General features: G+C 55.9%; 17 protein-coding genes. 11 read left to right on the forward strand and 6 right to left on the reverse strand.

Annotated features, from left to right (window positions below):
* Positions 1 to 66 precede the first annotated feature (66 nt).
* Positions 67 to 2,073 (reverse strand): ABC transporter substrate-binding protein, encoded by a 2,007-nt coding sequence (locus tag EU556_RS12990; RefSeq protein WP_167855564.1) that lies wholly within the window; start codon positions 2,071 to 2,073, stop codon positions 67 to 69.
* Between the two features lie 472 nt (positions 2,074 to 2,545).
* Between EU556_RS12990 and EU556_RS12995 the strand changes: the two genes are divergently transcribed.
* From EU556_RS12995 to dgt, 6 genes are all read left to right on the forward strand, one after another.
* Complete coding sequence (locus EU556_RS12995; RefSeq protein WP_135434522.1) at positions 2,546 to 3,211, forward strand: TetR/AcrR family transcriptional regulator; 666 nt, start codon at positions 2,546 to 2,548, stop codon at positions 3,209 to 3,211.
* 66 nt (positions 3,212 to 3,277) lie between these two features.
* Positions 3,278 to 5,005, forward strand: a complete 1,728-nt coding sequence (locus EU556_RS13000; RefSeq protein ID WP_135434523.1) for a peptidase domain-containing ABC transporter — start codon at positions 3,278 to 3,280, stop codon at positions 5,003 to 5,005.
* A 109-nt stretch (positions 5,006 to 5,114) separates the two neighbouring features.
* Positions 5,115 to 6,518, forward strand: a complete 1,404-nt coding sequence (locus EU556_RS13005) for an HlyD family secretion protein (RefSeq protein WP_135434524.1) — start codon at positions 5,115 to 5,117, stop codon at positions 6,516 to 6,518.
* The gene (locus EU556_RS13010; RefSeq protein ID WP_135434525.1) at positions 6,515 to 8,116 is read left to right on the forward strand and encodes a TolC family protein; all 1,602 of its coding nucleotides are present in this window, start codon (positions 6,515 to 6,517) and stop codon (positions 8,114 to 8,116) included. Before EU556_RS13005 ends, EU556_RS13010 begins: the two co-directional genes overlap by 4 nt.
* A gap of 67 nt (positions 8,117 to 8,183) precedes the next feature.
* Positions 8,184 to 8,879, forward strand: coding sequence for a DUF1361 domain-containing protein (locus EU556_RS13015; RefSeq protein WP_135434526.1), 696 nt, complete (start codon positions 8,184 to 8,186; stop codon positions 8,877 to 8,879).
* Between the two features lie 75 nt (positions 8,880 to 8,954).
* Positions 8,955 to 10,370, forward strand: a complete 1,416-nt coding sequence (gene dgt / locus EU556_RS13020; RefSeq protein ID WP_135434527.1) for a dGTP triphosphohydrolase — start codon at positions 8,955 to 8,957, stop codon at positions 10,368 to 10,370.
* Positions 10,371 to 10,396: 26 nt separating this feature from the next.
* Here the strand turns inward: dgt and EU556_RS13025 are convergent, their stop codons facing one another.
* The 4 genes from EU556_RS13025 to EU556_RS13040 form a co-directional block, all read right to left on the reverse strand.
* The gene (locus tag EU556_RS13025) at positions 10,397 to 10,825 is read right to left on the reverse strand and encodes an arsenate reductase ArsC (RefSeq protein WP_135434528.1); all 429 of its coding nucleotides are present in this window, start codon (positions 10,823 to 10,825) and stop codon (positions 10,397 to 10,399) included.
* 86 nt (positions 10,826 to 10,911) lie between these two features.
* A complete protein-coding gene (locus EU556_RS13030; protein ID WP_135434529.1) occupies positions 10,912 to 11,439 on the reverse strand; it encodes a GNAT family N-acetyltransferase in 528 nt (175 codons plus the stop codon).
* Between the two features lie 52 nt (positions 11,440 to 11,491).
* Positions 11,492 to 12,064, reverse strand: a complete 573-nt coding sequence (locus tag EU556_RS13035) for an ArsI/CadI family heavy metal resistance metalloenzyme (RefSeq protein WP_135434530.1) — start codon at positions 12,062 to 12,064, stop codon at positions 11,492 to 11,494.
* A 29-nt stretch (positions 12,065 to 12,093) separates the two neighbouring features.
* On the reverse strand, positions 12,094 to 12,441 hold the full coding sequence (locus tag EU556_RS13040) for an ArsR/SmtB family transcription factor (protein ID WP_135434531.1): 348 nt from the start codon (positions 12,439 to 12,441) through the stop codon (positions 12,094 to 12,096).
* A gap of 240 nt (positions 12,442 to 12,681) precedes the next feature.
* Between EU556_RS13040 and galB the strand changes: the two genes are divergently transcribed.
* Positions 12,682 to 15,174: a beta-galactosidase GalB gene (gene galB, locus EU556_RS13045; RefSeq protein ID WP_135434532.1), complete on the forward strand. Its 2,493-nt coding sequence runs from the start codon at positions 12,682 to 12,684 to the stop codon at positions 15,172 to 15,174.
* A gap of 351 nt (positions 15,175 to 15,525) precedes the next feature.
* Here the strand turns inward: galB and EU556_RS13050 are convergent, their stop codons facing one another.
* Positions 15,526 to 15,954 carry a response regulator gene (locus EU556_RS13050; protein WP_135434533.1) on the reverse strand — a complete coding sequence of 143 codons (429 nt, stop codon included), beginning with the start codon at positions 15,952 to 15,954 and terminating at the stop codon, positions 15,526 to 15,528.
* 537 nt (positions 15,955 to 16,491) lie between these two features.
* Here EU556_RS13050 and EU556_RS13055 point away from each other — a divergent pair.
* From EU556_RS13055 to EU556_RS13070, 4 genes are all read left to right on the forward strand, one after another.
* Positions 16,492 to 19,608, forward strand: coding sequence for a SusC/RagA family TonB-linked outer membrane protein (locus EU556_RS13055; protein WP_135434534.1), 3,117 nt, complete (start codon positions 16,492 to 16,494; stop codon positions 19,606 to 19,608).
* 64 nt (positions 19,609 to 19,672) lie between these two features.
* Positions 19,673 to 21,187, forward strand: a complete 1,515-nt coding sequence (locus EU556_RS13060; protein ID WP_135434535.1) for a RagB/SusD family nutrient uptake outer membrane protein — start codon at positions 19,673 to 19,675, stop codon at positions 21,185 to 21,187.
* Between the two features lie 104 nt (positions 21,188 to 21,291).
* Positions 21,292 to 22,365: a glycoside hydrolase family 43 protein gene (locus EU556_RS13065; protein ID WP_135434536.1), complete on the forward strand. Its 1,074-nt coding sequence runs from the start codon at positions 21,292 to 21,294 to the stop codon at positions 22,363 to 22,365.
* Positions 22,366 to 22,409: 44 nt separating this feature from the next.
* Positions 22,410 to 24,125, forward strand: coding sequence for a family 43 glycosylhydrolase (locus EU556_RS13070; protein ID WP_135434537.1), 1,716 nt, complete (start codon positions 22,410 to 22,412; stop codon positions 24,123 to 24,125).
* Positions 24,126 to 24,390 lie beyond the last annotated feature (265 nt).

The raw sequence follows: 24,390 nt of genomic DNA on the forward strand, positions 1-24,390 counted from the left end.
GTTAAACATCAATAGGAGGGTGGCCTAGCGGGCGCGAGCCACAGAGTGGCAGGCTATATAACTAACCTACCGAATGCCCACAGGGTTCAAGACTTCAACCTCTAGATGCTCCATTTTCGTGATGGGCACATACTGGTTGTCGTGGGTGCCGGCCGGGTAGCCAATGCCTTGGAAAAGAGCACCCGATACTGGGCCGTTATTAGCCAGCTCTTGCTGGAAAGCCGGCCCATACTGGTGTAGCTGCGAGGCAAAGTAGTACAGCATCTCGAAGCCCGAGAAGGCAAACACCGATGGGGGTAGGTTCTGGCGCTGCGTATACAGCTGGCGGAAGCGCCGCACGCCCAGGTTGGTTTTGTCGATGAACTTGGGCTGCACGAAGTATACGCTGCGCGCATTCAGCTGGCCTAGGCCCACACGGTTATTGTCGAGCCAAGAGGCGTAAGTGATGAGGGCTGGACGGGCGGCCTGCGCCTGCATAACACCAAACGTATAAGGGCCGGCTTTTTTATGATCCGAGGCTACCACCAAGTGGCCTACCGACTTTAGGTCTACCCCCGTGAAGCCCGCCGATAATGACTCTTCCACGTCAGAGTTAATGCGGCGTAGCTCTACTACTTTACCACCCAGGGCTTCGTAGGCCTGTTTGTACGCCTCGCCGAAGGAGGAGTCATCCTTGGAGTCTTCGTAGAACACAACGGCCGTACGTGGGCCCCCGAGGCGGGCAAAGGCAAACTGAGCTGCCTGCTTGGCCTGTGTTTCGGCGCTCGGCTCAAACAAGTAATACCAGGGGTTATCTTCCACTAGGTCGCCATCTTGCGACAGTGGATTTACGCACAGGATTTGCTTTTGCTGAGCAAAGCGGGCCAGAATTTTACTGCCTGACTTGTATACCGGCCCAATGAGCATATCCATGGACGCTACTTCGGGCAGCGCAAGCACACTTTTAAGCTGCAGGGTATCGGCACCGGTATCGTAGGCGAAGAGTTGCACCGGGTGGCCTTCGCGCTGTAGCGAGTCTTGGGCCAGACGCATGCCGGCGTATAAGTCGGTTACAAACTGGTTTTTGCGCTGTTTTTCCCAACTCGGGTCGTTGAACTCAAAGGGCAGGAGCACCCCAATGTTATACGTGCTTTTCTTTTGTGCCCTTGGGCGAGGAGTATAACGGGTACGGTCGAGCGAGAACTGGGCAATCAGGTCGTTGAGCTGGCCTTTGTCTGCGTCGGTGTACCAGCCGCCATTAGCGAGCTTGTCGGCATAGGCCCGGCCCAAGGCAGCCTCGCGTGGGTAGGTTTTTAGCAGGCTTTGGAAAGTGGCCTTGTCTTTAATACGAGGCAAATAAACCGCCTTCATATTTTCTCGCTCCGTCGTCAAGCGCTCGGGAGGGAGCATACTGAGAACCTTCAGGGCGTTGTCGAAGTCATTTTGCTCAAACGACACCTGGCCTTGCAAAAACAACGCTTCTGGTAGGCCAGCCCACTGCGGATATTCGTTGCGCACCAGGTTCAGCATTTGCTCTGCCTCGACCCATTTTTTGGCCCTACTAGCCGCTACGGCATACAAGTACGCCGCCTCGGGGGCCCGCTCAAACTTGGCAGTGGGCCGCGTGAGTGGTTCCAGTTCCTGCATGGCCAAGTCGTAACGAGTCTGGTCGAGGAGGACCTTGCCGTTCTTGTAGCGCATGTTAGGGTCAGAAGAACCCAAGTTGGCTGGCAACGGCGGTCCGCTAGGCCGCGCCGCCGCTGGCTTAGTAGTGGTCGGAGCCGCCGAAGATTTAACCGGTGCCGGAGTTGCCTTGGCAGGAACCAATACGGATTTGGCCGGAGCCGTGGTAGGCTTAGCGCCGGCCGCAGAGGAAGTGGCTGTTACACCTTTGGTAGCCGCGCCACCTACCGGCTTGCCGGTAGCAGGGGCTGTTGTTGCTTTAGCGGGTGTGGTAGGTTTGCCGGCGGTAGCACGCGGTGCGGCCGGCTTCTGTGTGGTAGGCTTAACCGTAGGTTGCTGAGCCAGGACCGAGCCGGAAAGGGCTAGGCCAGTGCACAAGGAAGCAAGTTGCAGGAGGGAGAAACACCTCATAGAACGAGAGGGCCAGGGAATATAGGCGGGAGGAATAGGGGAGCCACCAGTCGGCGGCCCACCGTGCAAAGGTACGTAGATACGGCCGGGATGGTAGTGAGTAGCAAACTCCATGCCCCCAGAGGGCCCTACTTACCATCCGCTACCATGAGCTCTGGGTGTCTTGCCCGGAGGTGGCCTAGCCTACTTGCTAAGGGCTATCCGTGCCGCACAGCAAGGACGCAGGCGCATACCAAAAGGCCCTAAATGTGTGCAGATATAGCTGTGGGCTCTGCTTTTTAATCGAAAATTAAGTTGCATTTAATGCGGCCTTAAGTTAGGCGGTTGGGTGGCGCGGTACCTTTGTGTCGAAGTCTGGAAGTGACATCTGCGGCTACTACAGTCGAGGTTGGGCCTTGTGCTCCCGAGATTGTAAGTAAGACTATCACAGGTTGAAGTAATACTTCCTAGGCTGGGCAATACACCGTGCAACATGCTGAGAAACATTCATCTAAACGAACGCCTTTTTCTGCGCGATCCGCAGGAGACGGAGCTGGGACGCCGGCTCATTGGGGAAAGCGTCCGGCTGATCGATGAAATCGGGCTGGAGCAGTTCACCTTCCGGAAGCTGGCCCAGCGGATGGAGTCAACGGAAGCCTCGCTTTACCGCTACTTCGAGAACAAGCACCGGCTACTGGTGTATCTGGTGTCGTGGTACTGGGCCTGGCTGTACTACCAGATTCGGTTTCATACTCATAACGTGCCCAGCCCCATGCAGCGGCTGCGGCTCATCCTGGGTATTCTTACCCGTGCCCACCACGATGACCCCACAACCACTGGCCTAGATGAGGCCGCGCTGTATCGCATCGTGGTGAATGAGGCGTCGAAATCTTACCTCACCCGTGGGGTAGACCAAGACGACCAAGCCGGGTTGTTTCGGGAGTACAAGCAGCTGGTGGCGCACATCTCGGCGGTTGTCTCCGAGATACGCCCTGGGTATCCGTATCCGCACGCCCTGGCCAGCACCCTGCTTGAAGCCTCTCGCAAACAATTGTTTTTCGCGCAGCACCTGCCTTCCTGCACCGATACCACTGGCGAGCCCACGGAACAGGTCATTTACTCATTTTTAGAAAGTCTGGCCTTTAACGCCCTGGCCTAGCCAAGGCCTGCTTGCCGCCTTGGCTAGGCTTTCTTTTCTCTCTCCTCGCAACATACACCTCCGGCTATGGCCACTTCGCACGAATCTTCTCTTACGCCCGGGCAGCGCCTCTTGCGCCTGCTGGCCGCCGAACGGCGCGACATTACCTACTTATATGTATATGCGGCTTTGGCCGGCCTGATCAGCCTCACGTTGCCACTGGGCGTGCAGTCGGTTATAGGGTTTGTGAGCAGCGGCGATGTCAGCACCTCGCTTATCGTACTGATTGGCTTTATCGTCTTCGGAACATTTCTGGTGGGGGCCCTGCAGGTGATGCAGCTGTACCTGGTCGAGTTCATTCAGCAGCGCCTGTTTGCCCGCGTAAGCTTCGACTTTGCCGTGCGCCTGCCGCGGGTCAGGACCGAGTCGCTGGATGGGCAGTATTTGCCCGAGCTCATGAACCGCCTGCTCGATACGCCCACCCTGCAAAAAGGGCTGGCAACCCTGCTGGTGGAGTTTTCGGCGGCAGCCCTGCAAATTCTGTTCGGCCTGATTCTGCTCTCGTTTTACCACCCCATCTTCATTGCGTTTGGTCTGCTGCTCGTTTTGCTGCTGGCCTTGATGATTCGTTTCACAGGTTCTAAGGGCCTGGCTACAAGTCTTACCGAGTCGAAGTACAAGTACCGGGTAGTGGCTTGGCTCGAAGACGTGGCCCGCACGGTGCATACCTTCCGGCACTCCCCCCGCCAGGAAGTAGCCATTTCCCGCACCGATGGACTGGTGGAAGGCTACCTAGTGGCCCGGCAAAGCCACTTCCGAGTGCTTCTGACCCAATTCTGGAGCTTTGTGGCCTTTAAAACGCTGATTACGGCGGCCCTGCTGATCATTGGCTGCTGGCTGCTCATTAGCAAGCAGATCAACATCGGGCAGTTTGTAGCCGCTGAAATTGTTATCATCCTCACCATTTCGGCCGTGGAGAAAGTGTTGCTGAAGCTGGATGTAGTGTATGATGCCCTCACTTCCCTCGACAAAATTGGCCACGTGCTCGACCTGCCGGTACTGGAGCCGCACGTGGGCGTAGAGCTGCCATTGGCCGCGGCCGGGGCTGGCCTACGAGTGGAGGTGCGCCACCTGAGCTACCAGTACCCAGGCGGGGAAAAGCAGCCGGTGCAGGATGTGTCGCTGATGCTGGCGGCAGGGGAGCACCTAGGGCTGGTGGGCTCCGATGGCTCCGGCAAAACCACCTTACTGCGCGTGTTGGCGGGCCTTTTGGAGGATTACACCGGCGTGGTAGCCTACGACGGACTGGCCCTGCAAGACATTTCCAGCAATGCCCTGGGGCGCTACCTCGGCGACAACATTTCCCACCAGAACATCTTCGAGGGCACGCTGCTCCAGAATATCACCCTCGACCAGTCCTACATCAGTGCCGACGATGTAACCTGGTCCTTGGAGCTGGTAGGCCTGCGCGACGACCTCTACGGCCGTAAGCAAGGCCTGAACACCCCGCTTGGGGTGGGCACCCCGCTGTCGGACAGCGTCCGTCAAAAGCTGCTGCTGGCCCGGGCGCTGGTGCGGCGGCCACGCCTGCTGCTGCTCGATAATTTCTTGCCCGGCGTAGAGCCCGCCGAGCGTCTGCGCATTCTGCAGCGCCTCCTCGATGCCCAACAGACCTGGACCGTGGTGCTAGCCTCCAACGACGTGCGGGTGCTTTCCCTGTGCCCACGCTTGGCTTTGCTCCGCGAGGGGCGCCTCGTTGCCGACGGGCCTTTCGAAATTGTTTCGCAGCAGCCGGAACTCCGCGAACTGATGTAATGCCGGGTGGCGGCGAAGCGCGCAGGGAGGATAGGACCTCCCAGCGCGCTTCGCCGCCAGTATTCGGCCATCAGAACGCTTCCACTCACTTATCAGCACTCCTTATACTATGCCTTTTGCTGAACGTCCCCTCGAAGAAACCAACCCGCTTACGGCCAAATTCCGCTCGTTTGGGCGGGTGCAAACGCCCACCGCGGGCCGCACCCTGGCCCGCTGGCTCGGTGGCCTAGGCGTGATAGTCCTGCTGGCTGGCTTCCTGCCCTGGACGCAGAACATCCGCTCCAGCGGCCAGCTCACCACCCTGCGTCCCCAAGACCGTCCGCAAACCGTACCCAGCACCATTGCCGGTCGCATTGAGCGCTGGCACGTGCGCGAAGGCCAGCAGGTAAAACGCGGCGATACCCTGGTTTCCATTGTCGAAATCAAGGAGAAATATTTTGACCCCGAGCTGTTGCAGCGCACCCGTGAGCAACTAGCGGCCAAGATTGCGTCGCTGGAAGAAAACCGGGGCAAGACCGTGGCCCTGGGTGATCAGCAGGAAGCCCTGCGCAGTGGCCTACGCGTGAGCTTGGATAAGGCCCGCAACAAAGTGTCGCAAGCTCGCCTGAAGCTTAACTCTGATCAAGCTGAGCTGCGCGCCGCTGATAACGACTTTAATATTGCGCGTCAGCAGTTGGCCCGCCAGGAAGCTCTCTATCAGCAGGGACTGAAAAGCCTGACCGAGCTCGAGCAGCGCCGCCTGAAATTTCAGGAAAGCACTGCCAAGCGTCAGTCGGCAGAAAACAAGCTGGGTGTAAGTCAGCAGGAGCTGATCAATGCCCAGCTGGAGCTGTCGTCGTTGCAGGCCGAGTACCAAGACAAGCTGGCCAAGTCGGAGTCGGACCGCCGCTCGGCTACCGCGTACCAGTTTGATACTGAGGGGCAGATTGCCAAAATGCGCAACGAGCTGGCCAACCTGAGCATCCGCTCGGGCTACTACCGTATTACGGCTCCGCAGGACGGCTACGTGGTGCGCGCCCTGAAACAAGGCCTAGGCGAAATAGTGAAGGAAGGGGAGGCCATTGTAACCGTAATGCCTAATACCCCGGCCCTGGCCGCCGAACTGTACGTGAAGCCCATGGATATTCCGTTGCTGCGCGTGGGGCGCAAAGTGCGCCTGCAGTTTGACGGGTGGCCGGCACTGGTATTCAGCGGTTGGCCAGGCACCAGCTTTGGTACCTTCGGGGGCCGCGTGGCAGTTATCGACAATATTGACTCCCAGGGTCAATACCGCATTCTGGTGACGCCCGACCCCGACTTGGAGCCTTGGCCGAAGCCTTTGCGCGTAGGTTCCGGTGTATATGGCTGGGCCCTGCTGGATAATGTTCCTATCTGGTATGAACTGTGGCGGCAGCTTAATGGCTTCCCCCCAAACTTTGTGGGGGCGCCCGGCGAAGGGGGCAAAGATGCAAAAAGCGCCAAGAAGGCCGATAAAGGCTCAATAGCCAGCGAGGAAGAGGAGGAGAAGAAATGAAGAAGCTTATTCTGACTTGGCTAAGTCTGGGGCTGCTTCTGACCGAACCGGCCTCTGCGCAAACAGCTAGTCCACCTCGCCGTTCGGTAGCTCCTGCCAGCCCAGCCCTGACGCCGGCCACTAGGTTACAAAGCCCGGCCACCCAGCCAGCCCCGATGGTGGTGGCCCAGCCGGATGGCGGCAGTGTACGGGGTGTGGAAGCCCGGCCCGCGGCCGTGCCCGCCGACTCGGGGGAGGTGTTTACGCTTACCGACTTACTAACCTACGTGGCCCTGCGCCACCCAGTAGCGCGCCAGGCGGGGCTGCTGCCCGAGCGCGCCCAACAAGAGGTGCGCTACGCCCGAGGCTTGTTTGATCCGGCTGCCACCAGCAAATACTACGGCAAGACCCTCGGGGGCAAGGAATATTTCCACGATTGGGACTCGCAGCTGCGAATTCCGGTGTGGTATGGCCTCGATGTGAAAGCGGGCTTTGAGCGCGGCACGGGCACGTACATCAACCCCGAAAACTACACCGCTCCCTACGGTTTAAGCTACATAGGCCTCTCAGTGCCGCTGGCCCAAGGCTTGCTGATTGATGAGCGCCGGGCGGCTGTGCGCCAAGCCCAGGCCCTGCAGGGGCTGGCCGAAGCGGAACGCCGGAGCGCCTTGAACAAGCTCCTGCTGCAAGCCGCCAAGGATTACTGGGACTGGAGCCTAAACTACCAGCGCCTGCAACTGCTTGACCGCAATACAGGCCTAGCCAACGTGCGCCTCAGCGCAATACGTCAGCGCGTGCTGTTCGGCGACCTAGCCGCCATCGACTCGGTGGAGGCCCTCACCGAACTGCAAAACCGGGAGGCTACCCTAGCGCAGGCGCGGGTGCAGTTTCGCAACGCCACACTGCTGCTCAGTAATTACCTCTGGGACGAGCAGCAGCAACCCCGCGACCTGCCCCCAACGGCGCGGCCTCAGGTGTTGCCCGGCCCCGCCGCCTGGCGTACCCTTAATCCCGATTCTGTTGCCGTGCTAGCCCAGTTAGCCCAGCAAATTCATCCGGAGCTGCTGAAGAACCGCGCAAAAATCAGCCAGCTGGGAGTAGAGCGGCGCCTGCTCAACAACAAGCTCCTGCCCAAGCTCACCCTCGACTATAACCTGCTGCAAGCCGGCCAGCCCTTCAACCCTGAAAAGTCGGCTAGCCTGAGTGGGGCGTACCTGCAAAACAACTATAAGCTGGGCGTGAGCTTTGCTTACCCGCTACTGTTACGCCAGGAGAGAGCCAAGCTGCAACTGAACCGGCTGAAGATCAGGGAGGCCGAGCTGGACTTGCAGCAGGACTCCCGCGAAGTGCAAACCACCCTGCGCACCGTAGCCAACGACTGGGAGGCTTTGCGGACGCAGCTGGCCTTGCAACAGCAGGTGGTGCGCAACGCCGAAATCCTGCGCAACGGTGAGCAAATCAGGTTTGAGAATGGGGAGAGTTCCGTCTTTCTAATCAACTCCCGGGAGGCCAGCTTGGTGTCGGCGCGCGTGAAACTGGCTGAGTTGCAAGCTAAATATGCGCAGACCCAGGCCACACTGCGCTGGGCGGCGGGCGGCCCAACCAGCACCGATTTATAGGCCGGCGGCAATATAGCGGCGCAACCTTCCGTTAGGAACGCTGGTTTACAACCCCGAACGTATTGGTATGCTGATGTCTATTGCCAACCTATCCCTGCCGCAGATTCGCCACCGTCTCAACCTGATGCTACTGTTGGGGGCTTCGCTGACGCTGAGCGTGCTGCTGATTACGTTTCGGGTGTTTCTATCGCACCAGGTGTTGTTTGCCTTTCTGCTCTGGAATCTGTTTTTGGCCATCATTCCGTTCGGGCTTAGCACCATGCTGGGGCTGACGGCCGGGCGGGTGAAGGCGCGGGTGCTGCTGCCCGTGGGTGCGGTGTGGCTATTGTTCTTCCCAAACGCTCCCTATATCCTCACCGACCTATTTCACCTGGAGCCGCGGGCCGGGGCCCCGTACTGGTACGACCTGGCTCTGATTCTGAGTTGCGCCTGGAATGGCCTGATGCTGGCCTATGCTTCCCTCACCGACATGCAGGCCATTGTGGCCCGGCGCTTGGGGTGGGGGGCCGGCTGGGCGTTTGCAACCGTGGCGCTGCTGCTGAGCTCCTTCGGCATTTACCTGGGGCGCTACCTGCGTTTCAACAGCTGGGATATTCTCACCAACCCGCTCACGCTGTTCTACGACATTATCAACCGTATTCTGTACCCTACTGCGCACCTGGGCACCTGGGGCGTAACGCTGCTGTACGGGGCCTTCTTGTTGCTGGGCTATGCCACTGTGCGCCTGCTAGGCCGCATGGGGGAGGAGCCCGTCCAGGCCTAGCATGGTTGGGGTAGACTGTATAATCTTGCAGAGAGCATCGGCTGATTTGCGACGGCCTTGTACCTTAGGCCACTGATGATGCACCTTACCAGTTCCGACGCACCTGCCATGACGTGGGAGCGGCTCCTGAGCCGCCGCCGCTACCCCGACCAGCCCCAACTACACGTAGTGACCGATGCGCCCCCCGTGCGCGGCGCCTTCGTTGCCGACTACGACCGGGTTGTGTTTAGCTCTGCGTTCCGGCGGCTGCAGCGTAAAACCCAGGTAATGCCGTTGCCGGAAACCGACTTCGTGCATACCCGCCTCACGCACTCCTTGGAAACGGCCTGCGTAGGCCGCTCCCTGGGCCGGTTGGGCGGGCGCCTGCTATTGGAAGAAACGGAAGGTTTGGCCAAAAGTCTGCCTCATCTTGATAGCGACTTTGGAGATATTGTGGCCGCAGCCTGCCTGGCCCACGACATCGGGAATCCGCCGTTTGGCCACAGTGGTGAGGATGCTATTTCGGCATACTTCCGCAGTGCCGCCGCCGAGCCATTTGTGCGGGTGCTCAATGCCGCTCAGCGCGCCGACCTACAGCAGTTTGAGGGTAACGCCGCTGGTTTCCGGATTCTGACGCACACTTACGCGGCCCACAGCAGCGGCTCGGCAGGCCTAGGGCTCACCTACGCTACGCTGGGCGCCTTTACCAAATACCCGCGGCCATCTATAGTGGAAGAGGCGGGCCTAACGCGCGGCACCAGTGAGAAGAAATACGGCTACTTCCAGACGGAGGCGGTCCGGTTTCAGGAGGTAGCCCGCGAGCTAGGCCTCTTGCCCAAGCCTCCGGGCACGGATACGGGCGGCTTTTTTCACCGGCATCCGTTGGCTTTTCTAGTAGAAGCCGCCGATGATATTTGCTTTCGCATCATTGATTTCGAGGATGGCCTAAAGCTCGGGTTGATTCCGTGCCAGGAAGGCTTGCAGCTTCTGCGCGATATGCTTGGTGATGCCCCCGGCCGGCGCGGCTCCGTAGAGTGGCGCGACTGGCGCGAAGAACTTGGCTACTTGCGGGCGCGCCTCATCAACCGGCTCGTGCAGCAAACCGCCCGCCTCTTTGCCGACCGCTCCGATGACCTGCTCCGCGGCCGCTCCGACGAGCCCCTGGTGCGCCAGCTCGACTGCTGGGAGCAGCTGCAGCGCGTGCATCAACTCACCCTCGACCACCTGTACCGGAGCCGCCCCGTGCTGGAAACTGAGGCCGCCGGCTTTGAGGTGCTGGCCGGCCTGCTCGACGCGCTACTTCACGCCACCTTCGACCCCTACGGCGGCCCCCGCTCCCGCAAGCTGCTCCAACTGCTGCCCGAGCAATTTAGGGCGCTAGGCCACCAAGAGGAGGTTTCGGCCTACGAGCAAATCATTCTCCTCACCGATTACATTGGTGGCCTCACCGACCAGAACGCTCTCAGCCTGTTTCGCAACATCCGCGGAATTGAGCTGCCGAATGGCTACTAAGCATCCGCTCTAAAAAGTGCCCTTGGCTAGCTGCTGAAATATTGCTGGGCGAAATTTTGCGCATACTCTTTCACCTGGTCCCGGACGTTGCGGAACTGGCCTAGAACCTGATCTTCGGTACCGGTGGCTTTGGCCGGGTCAGGAAAGTTGTGGTGCAACTGCACCGCCGAGGCGGGGAACACCGGGCAGGCTTCGCGGGCGTTGTCGCAGACGGTAATGATGTAGTCGAACGGTACCTGTGTGTATTCATCCATGTGGTTGCTGGTGTGGTGGGAGATGTCAACTCCGTCTTCCCGCATCACTTGAACCGCTCTTGGGTTTACACCGTGTGTTTCTACACCAGCACTGTAAATGATAGCCTTGTCACGGAGGAACTGCTCTAAATAGCCATGCATAAGTTGGCTGCGGCAGGAGTTGCCGGTGCACAGCACCAATACATTTTTTTTGTCTGACATAGGAGGAATAGAATGAACCAGGCTTCAGGTCAAACTTGAGCGCTTGCGTACAGCATTCCTTTCGGGCCGCCCGAAAGTTTCAGGAGCTAGTATGAATCTGGGGCGGCTGGCGTATAAGCTGACTCGCTACCCACCATGGTGCTGCGGCGCTCCAGCAGCACCGTATCTCGCCATACGCCGTGAAGCTGACCTATTCGTTCGCGGCGGCCCACTTCCCGAAAGCCAGCTTTAGAGTGAATGGCGATGCTGGCCGTGTTTTCCGGAAAAATTCCGGCCTGTAAAGTCCAGATACCATTAGCTTCTGACTCAGTTATGAGCGCTGCCAGTAGCGCCTGGCCTACTCCTTGGCCGCGGGCGGAGGCCCCCACATACACACTTATCTCGGCCACCCCGCCGTACACGCAGCGCCCCGATACCGGTGACAAGGCTGCCCAGCCCAGCACATGGCCATTGGCACCTACCGCAACCAGCCGGCTATGCCGAAGATGCCCCTGGTCCCACTCGTCCCAGGTAGGTGCATGCGTAGTAAAGGTGGCGTTGCCCGTGGCAATACCTGCTTCATAAATAGCGCGCACCATCAGCCAGTGTGCCGCCGTAAGGGGTTGGAGTTCCATACAGGGGGTAAGTTAAGAGTCGCTGTTGTGTATTGCCTGCTCGTGCACGCAATTAGCAGCACCCCCCGCCCGGTGTGCAAGCAGGGGCAGGAGCCGGTGCAGTCTCTACCAGCGTGAAAGCCATTGGGGCGGTGGTGAGTAGCTCAGCGTCCTCGCCAAGAGTTTCAGCTTTAGCAGGAGCAATGCAGCACTGGCTGCTGGCAGCTTGGTCGTACTCTTGCTGATAGCGTGGGTCGTTAAACTCCGCATCTTCGTGGAAGTAGTACACTTCCCATTCCACACCATCCGGATCATTTACCCAAAACTTATCCTGCTTGGCGTAGCAGCAGTTGGTTCCTATTTCTTCACGGGCTACTAGGCCACTCTTGCGGGCTTGCTCTAAGCGTTGTTCCATCTCAGCAACGGTTTCAACCTGAAACCCCAAGTGGCCAAAGTTGCTAGCTACCCGCTCGGCGTTTTCGACGAAGGAAATAATGAGGGCAGGCTTGTCAAGCACGTACTTAGCATAACCGCGTCGCACTTTCACGGCGGGCTGGCCGAAAAAGGCCGTGTAGAAATTAACTGTGGCAGTAAGGTCAGACACGTACAACGACACGTGCATGCGGGGAAAGACAGGAGTTTCCATAGGGTAGGGGGAAAAGGTGAACTACTGAGTTAGCAACAGGAATCATCAGAGGCGCACACGGACGAGGCGGATGCTTCCTGAAAAAACGCCGTGAACTGCTGCTGTACCTTCTGCAGTAGCGAGGTGTTGAGGCAGTAACACACGGTGAGACCATCAATCTCTCCTTTGATGAGGCCTAGAGCTTTCAACTCCTGCAGATGCTGCGAAACTGTAGTGCGGGAGAGGGGAAGCTCAGCGGCAATATCGCCGGAAATGCACGTGGTTTTAGAGGCCAACAGCTGAATAATAGCCACCCGGGCCGGATGAGCCAATGCTTTGGCCACGCGGGCTAGCTGCTGTTGCTCTTCCGTAAATGCGCTGGTTTTGGCGTATGTCATGAGTTGTTATGTAGTATGTCGTAAATATACGTCTTATTCATGCCGTATGTATGCGTCATAGATGTTTTTTTCTAGTAATCTTGGTCTGATTGTTATAAGAGGCCTAGCGTGCTTGATAGGCCTACGCTATTAAGGCTAGGTGTTTTCTTGCTGATGCAGTAGCTTTCGGGCGTCCTATGGCTTGTTTTCAGCCTATAGCTTTCCCTTCACGGTTGGCATGGCCAGCCCCTACTGCTTCTCATGAACCTAGTACGCTCTTGGCGGGCCGCGGCGCTTTGCTCCGTGTTTCTGCTGCTAACAACTCATGCGGCCTCGGCGCAGGCCCGGCAAGAATATCTCCTGAACACCGATTGGCGGTTTACAAAAGGCGACTTTCCGGAGGCCGCTAAGCCTACCTTCAAAGATGCCAGCTGGCAGAAAGTGTCTATTCCGCACGACTGGGCTATCTACGGTCCTTTCGACGGTAATAATGACCTGCAGGCCGTAAAGATTGAGCAAAACAATGAGCAGAAAGCAACCCTGAAGGCAGGACGCACGGGGGGGCTGCCCTTCATCGGGACGGGGTGGTACCGCCGACAGCTGACCGTGCCGGGCTTTGCCGCCGGTAAGCGGGCCGTGCTGCTCTTTGATGGGGCCATGAGCGATGCCCACGTGTTCGTGAATGGCCGTGAAGTAGGCTCCTGGCCCTATGGCTACAATTCCTTTTACTTCGATATTACTTCCTTTTTGCAGCCGGGCACTGCCAATACCCTGGCCGTGCGTTTGCAGAACCAGGCCGAGTCGTCGCGCTGGTATCCTGGCGCGGGTCTCTACCGAAATGTGCATCTGATTGTGACCAACGACGTGCACATTCCGGTGTGGGGCACTTACCTAACTACCCCTGAAATCAACGCTGAGTACGCCAAGGTAAAGCTCAAAACGCGGGTGGAAATGACAGCCGGTGCTACTGCACCATTGCGGCTGCAAACAGAAATACGGGATGCTGCCGGGCAAGTAGTGGCTACCGTAGCTACCCCACTCACGGCTACCGACGGGCAGGAGTTTGAGCAAAACCTGGTGGTGAAGGCCCCCAAGCTCTGGTCGCCGGAAACTCCGGTGCTCTATACCGCTTACTCCAAGCTCTACGCCGGCGAAGAGCTGCGCGACGAGTATAGCACCCCGTTTGGCATTCGCTCCTTTAAGTTCGACGCTACTACCGGCTTTACCCTGAATGGGCAGCCGCGCAAGTTTAAAGGGGTCTGCAACCACCATGACCTAGGCCCGCTGGGGACGGCCATCAACGTAGCCGCGCTGCGCCGACAGCTTACCCTGCTGAAGGACATGGGCTGCGATGCCATCCGGACAACCCACAACATGCCCGCGCCCGAACTGGTGAGCCTCTGCGATGAGATGGGCTTTATGCTGATGGTGGAATCATTTGACGAGTGGAAAACCCCCAAGGTAAAGAATGGCTACAGCCAATACTTTGATCAGTGGGCGGAAAAAGACCTCGTGAACATGGTGCACCGCGACCGAAACCACCCCTCCGTAATTATGTGGAGCATTGGCAATGAGGTGCCCGACCAGAGCATGCCCGGCGGCAACAAGCTGGCCAAGCAGCTGCAGAACATTGTGCACCGCGAAGATCCCACTAGGCCAGTAACGGCGGGCATGGACCGCATCGACGACGCCATCAAGAACAACTTCGCCTCTGTGTTGGATATTCCGGGCTTCAATTACAAGCCGCACCGCTACCCCGAAGCCAACGGGAAATTGCCCCAGGGCTTCCTGCTGGGCTCCGAAACGGCTTCTACTGTTAGCTCACGCGGCGTGTATAAGTTTCCGGTAGTAAATGCCAAAGACAAAAAGTACGACGACAACCAATCCTCTTCCTACGACCTAGAAGTTTGCAACTGGTCGCAGACGCCCGACGAAGAGTTTGTGGTGCAGGATGACCTACCGTACGTGCTGGGCGAGTTTGTGTGGACGGGCTTTGATTACCTGGGCGAGCCTACGCCCTACGATGAGAAGTGGCCTTCGCACAGCTCGTATTTCGGCATTATGGATTTGGCGGGCATGCCCAAAGACCGGTTCTACCTGTACCGTGCGCGCTGGAATCCGTCTTCACCAACCCTGCACGTACTGCCCCACTGGACCTGGCCCGGCCGCGAAGGTCAAACGACGCCCGTATTTTGCTACACCAACTACCCCTCGGCTGAGCTGTTTGTGAATGGTAAAAGCCAGGGACGCCAAACCAAGTCAACTACCGGCACTCCGCAAGCCCGCTACCGCCTGATGTGGAATGACGTAAAGTATGCTCCCGGCAGCATCAAGGTAGTGGCCTACGATGCTCAAGGCAAGGCAGTGGCGGAAGAGGAAGTAAAAACTGCCGGCCAGCCCCACCATATCCGGCTGATTACCGACCGCACTGCCCTGACTGCCGATGGGCAGGACCTGGCCTACGTGACGGCCCGAGTAGAGGACGCGCAGGGTACTCTGTGCCCGGAAGCTACCAATCAGCTGCAATTCTCGGTTAGTGGGGCCGGCCGTTTCCGAGCCGCTGCTAATGGAAATGCCGCTAGCCTAGAGCTGTTCCACGAACCTCGGATGAAAGCCTTTCAAGGGCAGGTAATGGCGCTGGTGCAAGCTACCAGCCAAACGGGCCCCATACAGCTAAAAGTGACTGGCAAAGGATTGAAAAGCGCGGTTGTTACTCTTCAGGCAGAGCGTGCTACCAATCAAGCGAAGCTGTAGTGCCCTACAATTCAACTGGCAAAGCGTGGCTGCCAACTCAGTTCAGGTTGCGGTCCTGAAGGTGGCCTAGAGCATACAGCTAATAAGACGGTGTGCACGACCTAAGCTATACAGCGCGTGAGCCTATATTAAGCTGGTTTCTGTTGTAGAAAAGCTTTTGCCCACCCTGAGAATGTGGTAATAGAGGTGCTGGGCAGTGCACTACGCTAAAAACAAGGCGGCAAGCGGAAGACAGGGTATCTAGGTCTGTCTCTCGCTTGCCGCCTTGCTTTGATTTGCTACTCATAGTAGCTCATGCCTTGGCGCCAGTTAGTCGCCTAGTGGAGCAACGCAACTATATACTGCCGCTCTTTATTTAGCCGTTTGGGAAACAGGGTGGTTGTAGCAAAGCTGCAGAAGCTGCCTCACTTTTTCATTGGTAAGGGGCTTGTTCAGAAAAGCGGCAATGGGCAACTGCTGAGCGCGATGAACCTCCTCGGGTTGCAGGGAAGTCGATAACATGACTACTAAAATACCAGCTTGTTTCGTGGCTGGAAGCTGTTTGTACGCTTCCAGGAATGAAAACCCATCCATGGAAGGCATTTTAATATCTAGAAGCAGAAGTGCAGGATAGGAATGCTCAGGAATAGATTGGAGCTGATCAAGTAAAGCAAGGGCCTCATGGCCATTGTGCGCCACTAACAGCTGATCGGTAACGTCTAGTTTAGCCAGCAGCTTCTGATGCAGGTAGTTTGCAGTTGGGTCGTCATCTACTAATACTATATAAGGGAGTTTAGGCATAAATAAGTGATGAGTAGAAGGTAAAGGCAGGTAACACCAGAGCTGTCCTCGCAAGGCAGTGCATACCTGTAACGCACAAAAGGGCAGCTACGACATCATACCACGCAAACACCCTATACGCTAAGACGTGGTAATTGTGTACTTGTCGAGTTGTGACTAGGTGGATAAGATAACCAGTGGGTATAGATAAAGAATGTTGTGCACCAGTAGTGAGCAGGAATTCACATGACATATTTCATTGAGCGAGTTTGCTGTTACCTTATCTTAGTACACCAGTTGCAGAACGAGCTACCGCCGAAACCGTTGAGCATGCAATAATTAATTGGTTATTTGTTACGATTTTATTAACCTTACTCACCTAACGGGAAGTTTGCTGTGCAGATGAGGTGCCCGTTCATGGAAATAGCGCCTCAGGGCTTTGCTAGGCCACTTTTTATCAAATCTCTTTTTTTTGATTCTTCACACAATCGTTTGTGAAATTCCCCTAACACACAATCGTTTGTGTTACTAACCCTCAATTCCCACAATTTTTTTCTCATGAGAAAGCCCATACCCAAAATGCGCCGGATGACCCTGCCGGCCCTCATGTGCTGCCTACCGCTTCAGTCAGCATTGGCAGAAGCCGCGCCAACGCTGCGCGCAACCTTACCCGTAACAGTCGCCCAGCCCGACATAACCGTGTCAGGACGTGTGGTAGATGAAAAAGGAGCGGGCCTACCCGGCGTAAACGTAGTGGTGAAAGGGGCTACCACCGGTACCCAAACCGATATTGAAGGCCGCTATACCCTTACGGCCCCCGATAACGGGACCATTGTGTTCTCCTTCGTGGGATATACCTCGCAAGAGGTACCTGTTAGCGGCCGCACTTCCGTAAACATTAGTCTGGTGCCTGATAACCGCTCCCTGTCTGAGGTAGTGGTGGTTGGCTACCTGACGGAGGATCGGCAGAATGTCACTAGCGCAGTTAGCAGCCTAGACGTACGCGAAGCGAACAAGACTCCTGTGCCTACTCTAGCTCAAGCTATCCAGGGTCGCACGCCAGGCGTTCAAGTAGAAGGTTCTGGTGCTCCGGGTGCTGTGCCCAATATTGTTATCCGAGGTATTGGAAGTTTTTCTAACGGTAGCAACCCATTATATGTGATTGATGGGCTATGGACGGACAATATCCGCGACCTAAGCCCAAACGACATTGAGTCGACGACCGTGCTGAAAGACGCTTCTTCAACGGCAGTGTACGGGTCGCGAGGTGCCAATGGAGTTATCGTGATTACTACCAAACGCGGTGTATCTGGAGTGCCCAAGGTGAGCTTCAACGGGTATGTAGGGACGGAAAGCATTTACCGGAGCTACGACATGGTGAACCACAGTGAATGGGCTGACCGTAGTGCCTTAGCCTACGCTAATGCTGGTTTGCCACCACTGCCCGGTGCCAACAAAGCCGGAGGAACGTTTACTAACGCCATAGATACAGACTGGCAGAAAGAGTTCTTCCAGACTGGTCGCGTACAAGACTATAACCTCTCGTTTTCGGGCGGTAATCAGGGTGAAAAGAGCGCCAGCAACTTTTTGATTTCAGCCGGTTATTTCAATCAGGAAGGAATTGTAAAAGGACCTTCTTTTGAGCGATATAGCCTGCGCCTAAATTCGGGGTTAACACGCGGCCGCCTGAAATTGAGCCAAAGTGCTCTGCTGACCCATGTAAATACTACGCTACTTAACAACGTAGCTTTCGTGGATGTGCTGACCATGCTACCGGGTATTCCAGTGCGTGACCCCTCTACTACCAGTGGCTATGGATACGGTAACGCGGCACTGTTCAATTACTCTGTCAACCCCATCGCGGCCCAGGAAATTCTGACTCGTACCCAGCGCAACGAGCGTTTGCAAGCTAGCGCCAATGCCGAATTTAGCTTCACCGATTTTCTATCGTATCGGTTAAACTTAGGTTTAGAAGGGCATCTGTACTTTGATAAAGATGCGCGCAAGGAAGGTCGGATTCGTCTCGGAGACCCCGACATTGACCAAACCTACTTAAACGAAAACCGGGGTTTCCAGAGCACACTCCTGGTAGAAAACACTCTTAATTTCAACAAGCGTTTTGGCGAGCATGGCGTAAACGCCGTATTAGGCTATTCAGAGCAGGCGTACCGTGGCGATAACACCTCGGCTCGTTCCACGGGTTTCCAGTCTGTTCCACAATACTACTTTGTACAAAGCGCCAGCACCAACGCCACACCAACCGTAGGTGGGGGCGAGGACGAGTGGGCAAAACGCTCGTACTTCGCGCAGGCCAATTACGACTTCAAAAACCGTTACCTGATTACGGGCAGCTTCCGTCGCGACGGCTCGTCGCGCTTCGACCGAACCCGCCAGTACGGAAACTTCGGCGCGGCTTCAGTAGGTTGGCGCTTAAGCGAAGAACAGTTCTTTAAGAGCGCCTTGCCCTTCGTGAACAACATGAAGCTACGGGCCAGCTACGGCGTGAATGGCAACGACAACCTGCCCGGCTCTTACCTGTACCAAGCCACTGTAAACCAGAATGTAAACTACGTTTTTGGCACGGGGCAGGTAGTGACGAATGGTGCTATCCAGATAGGTGTAGAAAGCAAAGACATTCGCTGGGAATCACGCTACACTAAGAACGTTGGTTTCGACTTGGACGTGCTTGACAGCCGCGTGAGCCTATCAGCCGATTACTATATCTCGACGACCAAAAATGCGCTGGTTAATCCACCGCTGCCAACGTATCTGGGTATTTTCGACACAGCTCCCTTCACTAACCTGGGCGAAATCCAGAATAAGGGTTTCGAATTTGCGCTGGGCTACCACGAAAACCGCAAAGCATTTACCTACGGTGCCGACCTGACGCTGACGACTATTAAGAACGAGGTTTTAGCCCTGTCGGAGCTGCAGCCCAACATTCCTGGCGCCCTAAATGTGACTCGCACCACAGTAGGTCAACCTATCAGTCGCCTATTTTTGATTCCAATGCTAGGCATCTTCCAGTCGCAGGAAGAAATTGATAACTATAAAAACGCTGACGGCCGGGTTATTCAGCCTACTGCCAAGCCCGGCGACGTGAAATACGAAGATGTAGACGGTGACGGAGTAATTAACACCGATAAAGACAGGCGCTTTGTTGGTAACCCATTCCCTAAGCTGCAGTTTGGCCTTAACCTGACTGCGGCCTACAAAGGATTCGATGCCAGTGTTTTCTTTCAGGGCGTGAGTGGCAACGACGTGTTCAACTCAACGCGGGCTTCGCTTGACCAGCTAGACGGCCAAACCAATTTCCGCAGCGATGTAGAGCCCTGGACCGAGCAAAATCGCTCAAACACCACTCCGCGGCTGGTGAACGGTGGTAGCAACGGGCAGAATACCCTGCGTCAAACTACCCGTTGGGTAGAGGATGGAAGCTACCTGCGTCTGCGCAACATTCAGCTTGGTTACACCCTGCCTAAAACTGTGAGCAGCCTTGTGCCGGGGCTCGGCAGTGTGCGGGTGTACGTAACGGGCCGCAACGTTTTCACGCTGACTAACTACACGGGCTTCGACCCCGAGACGCCAGGCATTGGCGCTTTTGGCCGCGGCGTAGATGACGGCAGCTACCCCAACGTGCGCTCTTACACCGGCGGCTTGCAGGTAAATTTCTAACACTTCTTGACGCCGCCGTGCCCTGAGGCTACGGGGCTCAGTTCCCACTCTTTGCTTTCTTCGTATGAAACCCCATAAAATTTCCACCTTACTGTTGGCGTCAGGCCTATTGCTCGGAGCGACTGGCTGTGAGAAAGACCTCCTCGATAAGGTAAACCCCAACCGACCGAACACAGACCAATTCTGGAAAACCGAAAACGATGCTGTACGTGCCGTAACCGGTATGTATGGCGGGCTGCAGGTTATTGGCACGTATGGACAACGCTGGCATTTCGCCACCGTTCCACGCTCCGATGAAGCCTTCAGCCAAAGCCCTTACGTGGAGTTGGCCCAGTATACTCGCTTCATTCAGCCCAATACCACATTCGAGTATACTTACTTCATGTGGATTGATATGTACCGGGCCATATTCCGGTGCAACCAGGTGCTGGAACGCGTGCCGGCTATCCCCATGGACGAGACGCTAAAGAAGCGCCTGCTGGCCGAAGCTCGCTTTGTGCGGGCCCTCTGCTACTATGATATGTCGATGACATTCGGCAACGTGCCCTTGAACCTGACGGTAGCCGACGCCACTACCCGCGTTCCGCAAGGCACAGTAGAGTCGGTGCAGGCCCAGGTAATTACGGACCTGTTGGCTGCCAAGCCTGACTTGCCCCTCTCGTATGGAGCTAATGACAAAGGCCATGCTACGCGTGGAGCCGCCGCCGGGCTATTAGGCCGCGTGTACATGCAACAGCGCAAGTGGGCTGAGGCATCGGCGCAGTTTGCAGAGATAATCAGCTCGGGTCAGTACTCGCTGGTTCCTAACTACCTCGATAACTTTACGATGGCCAACGAGAACAACAGCGAATCGTTGTTTGAAGTCCAGTTCTCGGATATCTCTACTACGCCTGGTCAAGACTTTGCTGGCGCTGGCGAAGGGAATGAGCGGGCCCAGTTTTTTGGCCCTCCTGGCATCGGCTACACCGATGTGGAAGCCCGACGCTGGATTTTTGACGAATTCACGGATAAAACCACAACCGGAGGTGTTGACCCCCGTCGAGAGGTGACCTTGTTCAGCGCCGTGGGTACACCTACAGTGTACGGCCGCCCCTTCGGGACTGGGCTGAACGGCTTGAATTTGAACCCGTCTCGCTTCTTCTGGCGCAAATACCAGAATGACCGTACCAAAACAACAGAAAACTTCTTCTCTGGCATCAACATCCGTTTGATTCGCTACGCCGACATTCTGCTGATGCAGGCTGAAGCTCTTAATGAACTCAAGCGTCCTGCTGAAGCCGCCCCGCTGGTAAACCAGGTGCGCGCCCGAGTTGGCCTGACCCCCATTGCCACCACGCTAACTGAGTCTCAGATGCGTACTCAGATTCGTCACGAGCGGGTAACAGAACTGTCGGGCGAAGGCATGCGCTGGTACGATATCAACCGCTATGGATTACTCGATAACCAGGCTGGCATAGACGAGCTAAAAACCCGCGACGCCGACTTCAATAACTTTGTGCTAGGCAAATCTAAGCTGTTGCCTATTCCACAGACTGATATTGATATCGACCGCAGCATCAAGCAAAATCCAGGTTACTAACTCGTAAGGCAATGATGGAAACAGCCGCTCCAGGCACCGATATGGAGCGGCTGTTTTTCTTCCCAGACAAGCAACAGTCATCATTGCCTTGATACACCTGTAGTATGATAAAAGCTTCGCTATTGGCTTATGGCCTACTAGGGTGGTTGCTAGTGGCTGGTTCAGCGTGTCAGAAAAGTAAGCCTGCGCCATTTGTGCCCCCAGTAGTTACGCCACCAGCTACTGCCACCACGTTCGTCAATCCACTTCTGGCTTCAGGTCCAGACCCTTGGGTGTATCAGAAAGATGGCTTTTACTACTACATGCACACCCTGAATGATAGACTAGCAATCTGGAAAACAGCAGCTATGTCTAGCTTAGGCAGTACAGTCAGCAAAACAGTGTGGTCTCCTCCCAGCAGCGGGAATGCATCTGGCAACTTGTGGGCGCCCGAACTCTACTTTCTGGATGGGAAGTGGTACATCTACTACTCTGCTGGCCCTAGGGGAACTGATCTAGGTAGGCAGAGAACTTGGGTATTAGAGAATTCAGCCGCCGACCCGACTACTGGAACCTGGGTTGACAAGGGCCGAATCTTTAGCTCGCCCGAAGACTATTGGGCTATTGACGGTACCGTGTTAGAGCAGAATGACAAACGCTATTTTATCTGGTCTGGACATAATGGAATAGACGCCATTCAGCGCCTCTACATCTCAGAAATGAGCAACCCCTGGACGCTAATAGGACCGCGGGTTGAGCTCTCACACCCCGAGCACGCCTGGGAAAATGCAGGCCCACCTTACGTAAACGAAGGGCCAGAAATTCTGAAACACGGCAATAAAATTTTCTTGGTGTATTCAGCCAGCTTTTGCGGCACCGATCAGTACGCATTAGGCTTGCTCGCTGCTGATGCTACTGCCGACCCCATGCTACTCGCGTCGTGGAGCAAGTCTGATAAGCCTGTCTTTTCGCAAAGTCCGGCCAACCGGGCGTATGCCACTGGGCATAATTCTTTCTTCAAATCCAAGGATGGGCAAGAGGACTGGATTATCTACCATGCCAATTCTAACCCCAATGAGGGCTGTATAGAGAAGCGGAACCCGCGCATGCAAAAGTTCTCCTGGAATGCAGATGGTACGCCCAATTTCGGTGTGCCAGCTGCAATTAGCTCGCCGCTTGCCAAACCAAGTGGTGAGTAGTACATCACCTAAATACTAGAGCTCTTCTCTTAAAACCACCGACTATGTCTGAAGACCTACTTATATCCATGCAATCGCCCATCAAGGGTGGCCAACTGCGCCGCCTATTTCAGCTTAAAGCCTTGCTTTTTGTGTTACTAGGGTGGCCTAGCGAAAAGGTTTATGCACTCCAGGGCTTTACAGGCGTGCACGATCCTTCCACCATTGTGAAAGAGGGTAACAAATACTGGATTTTTGCCACCGGGCGAGGCATTTACAGCATGTACTCAACTGACTTGGTGAACTGGACCCCTGGACCCAGACCAGTCTTCGCTAACAACGCTTCTCCTAGCTGGATTACTACTAAAGTGCCAGGCTTTACGGGTGACTTTTGGGCCCCTGAGTGCATATTCATGAATGGGAAATATTACCTCTATTATTCCTGCTCAACGTTTGGCTCCAAGGTGTCGGCCATAGGTCTAGCCACTAATGTCACATTAGATCCGAGCAGCCCTAATTATAAATGGGAAGATCAGGGTGAGGTAGTCTCTACCAACGCCGGCAGCGACGTGAATGCTATTGACCCAGCAGTGTTCCGAGATTCTAATAACGACGTCTGGTTTACGTATGGCTCTTTCTTCGGAGGCATTCGTATTACCCAACTCAACGGCACTACGGGTAAGCCCTTGGGTAACACCACCTACGCCATAGCTAATGAAAACCCTGAGGCGGCCTACCTAACAAAAAATGGCAGCTATTACTACTTGTTTATAAACCGAGGAGCCTGCTGCAATGGAGTGAATAGCACTTATTACATCATAGTAGGTCGCTCTACTTCTCCCACTGGCCCTTTCTTAGATCAGAATGGTGTAAGCTTAAATAATGGGGGCGGGACCCTGGTGTTAAACGTCTCCGGTCGTTATGTGGGGCCCGGTCATACTGGCATTTTGGAGGAAGGAGGAGTAAGCTATTTCTCTCACCACTATTACGATGGGGAAGACAATGGGGCTCCTAAGCTAGGTTTGGCTAAGCTGACCTGGACCAGCACAGGGTGGCCTAGCGTGAGCCGCGATTGGGTGGCGGCGGGTCGCTATGAAATAAAGAACCAGAACAGTAACCTGATTTGGGACGCCTGGGGCTGCACGGGCGTGGCTGGGCAAATGGTGGCTCAGGGCACACCTGCGGGCCTTACTTGCCAGCGTTGGGACTTCACTGCCTTGGGCGACGGAGAGTATAAAATTACCAATGCCATGGGTGGCCTAGCCGCCAACGTGGCTGGCTGCTCGGCCGCAGCTGGGGCTAAGCTGCAGCTGGATACGTACAGCGGCACCTCTTGCCAGCGCTTTACCATTGACCGGGCCAATGACGGGACACTGGTATTTGCGTCGGTAAATGGCAACCGAGTGGTAGAAGTGCCGAATGCCTCAACTACAGTGGGGCAGCAACTGGGCCTCTGGGATTACAACGGCTGCGCGTGTCAGCGCTGGTCGCTTACCAACGTGGGCGTGCTGGCTAGTGCCAACCGTAAGGTGCTCTCGGGCGTGAGCGTATATCCGCAGCCAGCTTCTACGCGGGGATTCACAGTTGAATTGAGCAGCCCGAAAATAGGGGAGGCCACGCACATTGTGGTGACGGATCTGAAGGGCGCTACGGTGTACCGCCGGGAGTTCAGCAAACAACTCACAACCCTTACGGTGGACGCTATGCTGCCCCCGGGCGTGTACCAGGTGGAAGTGCGGCGCGGCAATTCAGCTACAAGGCAGAAACTAGTGATACTCTAGGCGTTTTGCTCGGGCGGTAGGTAAAAAGTAGGGTATGCTGGCAGGTAAATGGTAGGTAGTCGTATGGCAAATCGATTTAGCTAATGCGTAACAATAACACACAAACGATTGTGCATTTAGAAAATGATTTTCTACTTTACGCTCCGTTTCCGCAGTGTATCTAGCTCGTTAGATGAAGCTGCTATGGGTGTAAGGTGAAGACAGGTGCTCTAGGCCAGTACAGTAAACTGCGCGGCTGGCAACCCTTCATACACCTTCCGCATCC

Origin of the sequence: Hymenobacter fodinae (assembly GCF_004745825.1) — a bacterium.
Taxonomy (GTDB): Bacteria; Bacteroidota; Bacteroidia; order Cytophagales; family Hymenobacteraceae; genus Hymenobacter; species Hymenobacter fodinae.

What these genes read in the sequence shown, in the direction of transcription:
- EU556_RS12990 (WP_167855564.1), bottom strand. Translation starts at nt 2,073, where the DNA reads ATGAGGTGTTTCTCCCTCCTGCAACTTGCTTCCTTGTGCACTGGCCTA.
- EU556_RS12995 (WP_135434522.1), top strand. Translation starts at nt 2,546, where the DNA reads ATGCTGAGAAACATTCATCTAAACGAACGCCTTTTTCTGCGCGATCCG.
- EU556_RS13000 (WP_135434523.1), top strand. Translation starts at nt 3,278, where the DNA reads ATGGCCACTTCGCACGAATCTTCTCTTACGCCCGGGCAGCGCCTCTTG.
- EU556_RS13005 (WP_135434524.1), top strand. Translation starts at nt 5,115, where the DNA reads ATGCCTTTTGCTGAACGTCCCCTCGAAGAAACCAACCCGCTTACGGCC.
- EU556_RS13010 (WP_135434525.1), top strand. Translation starts at nt 6,515, where the DNA reads ATGAAGAAGCTTATTCTGACTTGGCTAAGTCTGGGGCTGCTTCTGACC.
- EU556_RS13015 (WP_135434526.1), top strand. Translation starts at nt 8,184, where the DNA reads ATGCTGATGTCTATTGCCAACCTATCCCTGCCGCAGATTCGCCACCGT.
- dgt (WP_135434527.1), top strand. Translation starts at nt 8,955, where the DNA reads ATGATGCACCTTACCAGTTCCGACGCACCTGCCATGACGTGGGAGCGG.
- EU556_RS13025 (WP_135434528.1), bottom strand. Translation starts at nt 10,825, where the DNA reads ATGTCAGACAAAAAAAATGTATTGGTGCTGTGCACCGGCAACTCCTGC.
- EU556_RS13030 (WP_135434529.1), bottom strand. Translation starts at nt 11,439, where the DNA reads ATGGAACTCCAACCCCTTACGGCGGCACACTGGCTGATGGTGCGCGCT.
- EU556_RS13035 (WP_135434530.1), bottom strand. Translation starts at nt 12,064, where the DNA reads ATGGAAACTCCTGTCTTTCCCCGCATGCACGTGTCGTTGTACGTGTCT.
- EU556_RS13040 (WP_135434531.1), bottom strand. Translation starts at nt 12,441, where the DNA reads ATGACATACGCCAAAACCAGCGCATTTACGGAAGAGCAACAGCAGCTA.
- galB (WP_135434532.1), top strand. Translation starts at nt 12,682, where the DNA reads ATGAACCTAGTACGCTCTTGGCGGGCCGCGGCGCTTTGCTCCGTGTTT.
- EU556_RS13050 (WP_135434533.1), bottom strand. Translation starts at nt 15,954, where the DNA reads ATGCCTAAACTCCCTTATATAGTATTAGTAGATGACGACCCAACTGCA.
- EU556_RS13055 (WP_135434534.1), top strand. Translation starts at nt 16,492, where the DNA reads ATGAGAAAGCCCATACCCAAAATGCGCCGGATGACCCTGCCGGCCCTC.
- EU556_RS13060 (WP_135434535.1), top strand. Translation starts at nt 19,673, where the DNA reads ATGAAACCCCATAAAATTTCCACCTTACTGTTGGCGTCAGGCCTATTG.
- EU556_RS13065 (WP_135434536.1), top strand. Translation starts at nt 21,292, where the DNA reads ATGATAAAAGCTTCGCTATTGGCTTATGGCCTACTAGGGTGGTTGCTA.
- EU556_RS13070 (WP_135434537.1), top strand. Translation starts at nt 22,410, where the DNA reads ATGTCTGAAGACCTACTTATATCCATGCAATCGCCCATCAAGGGTGGC.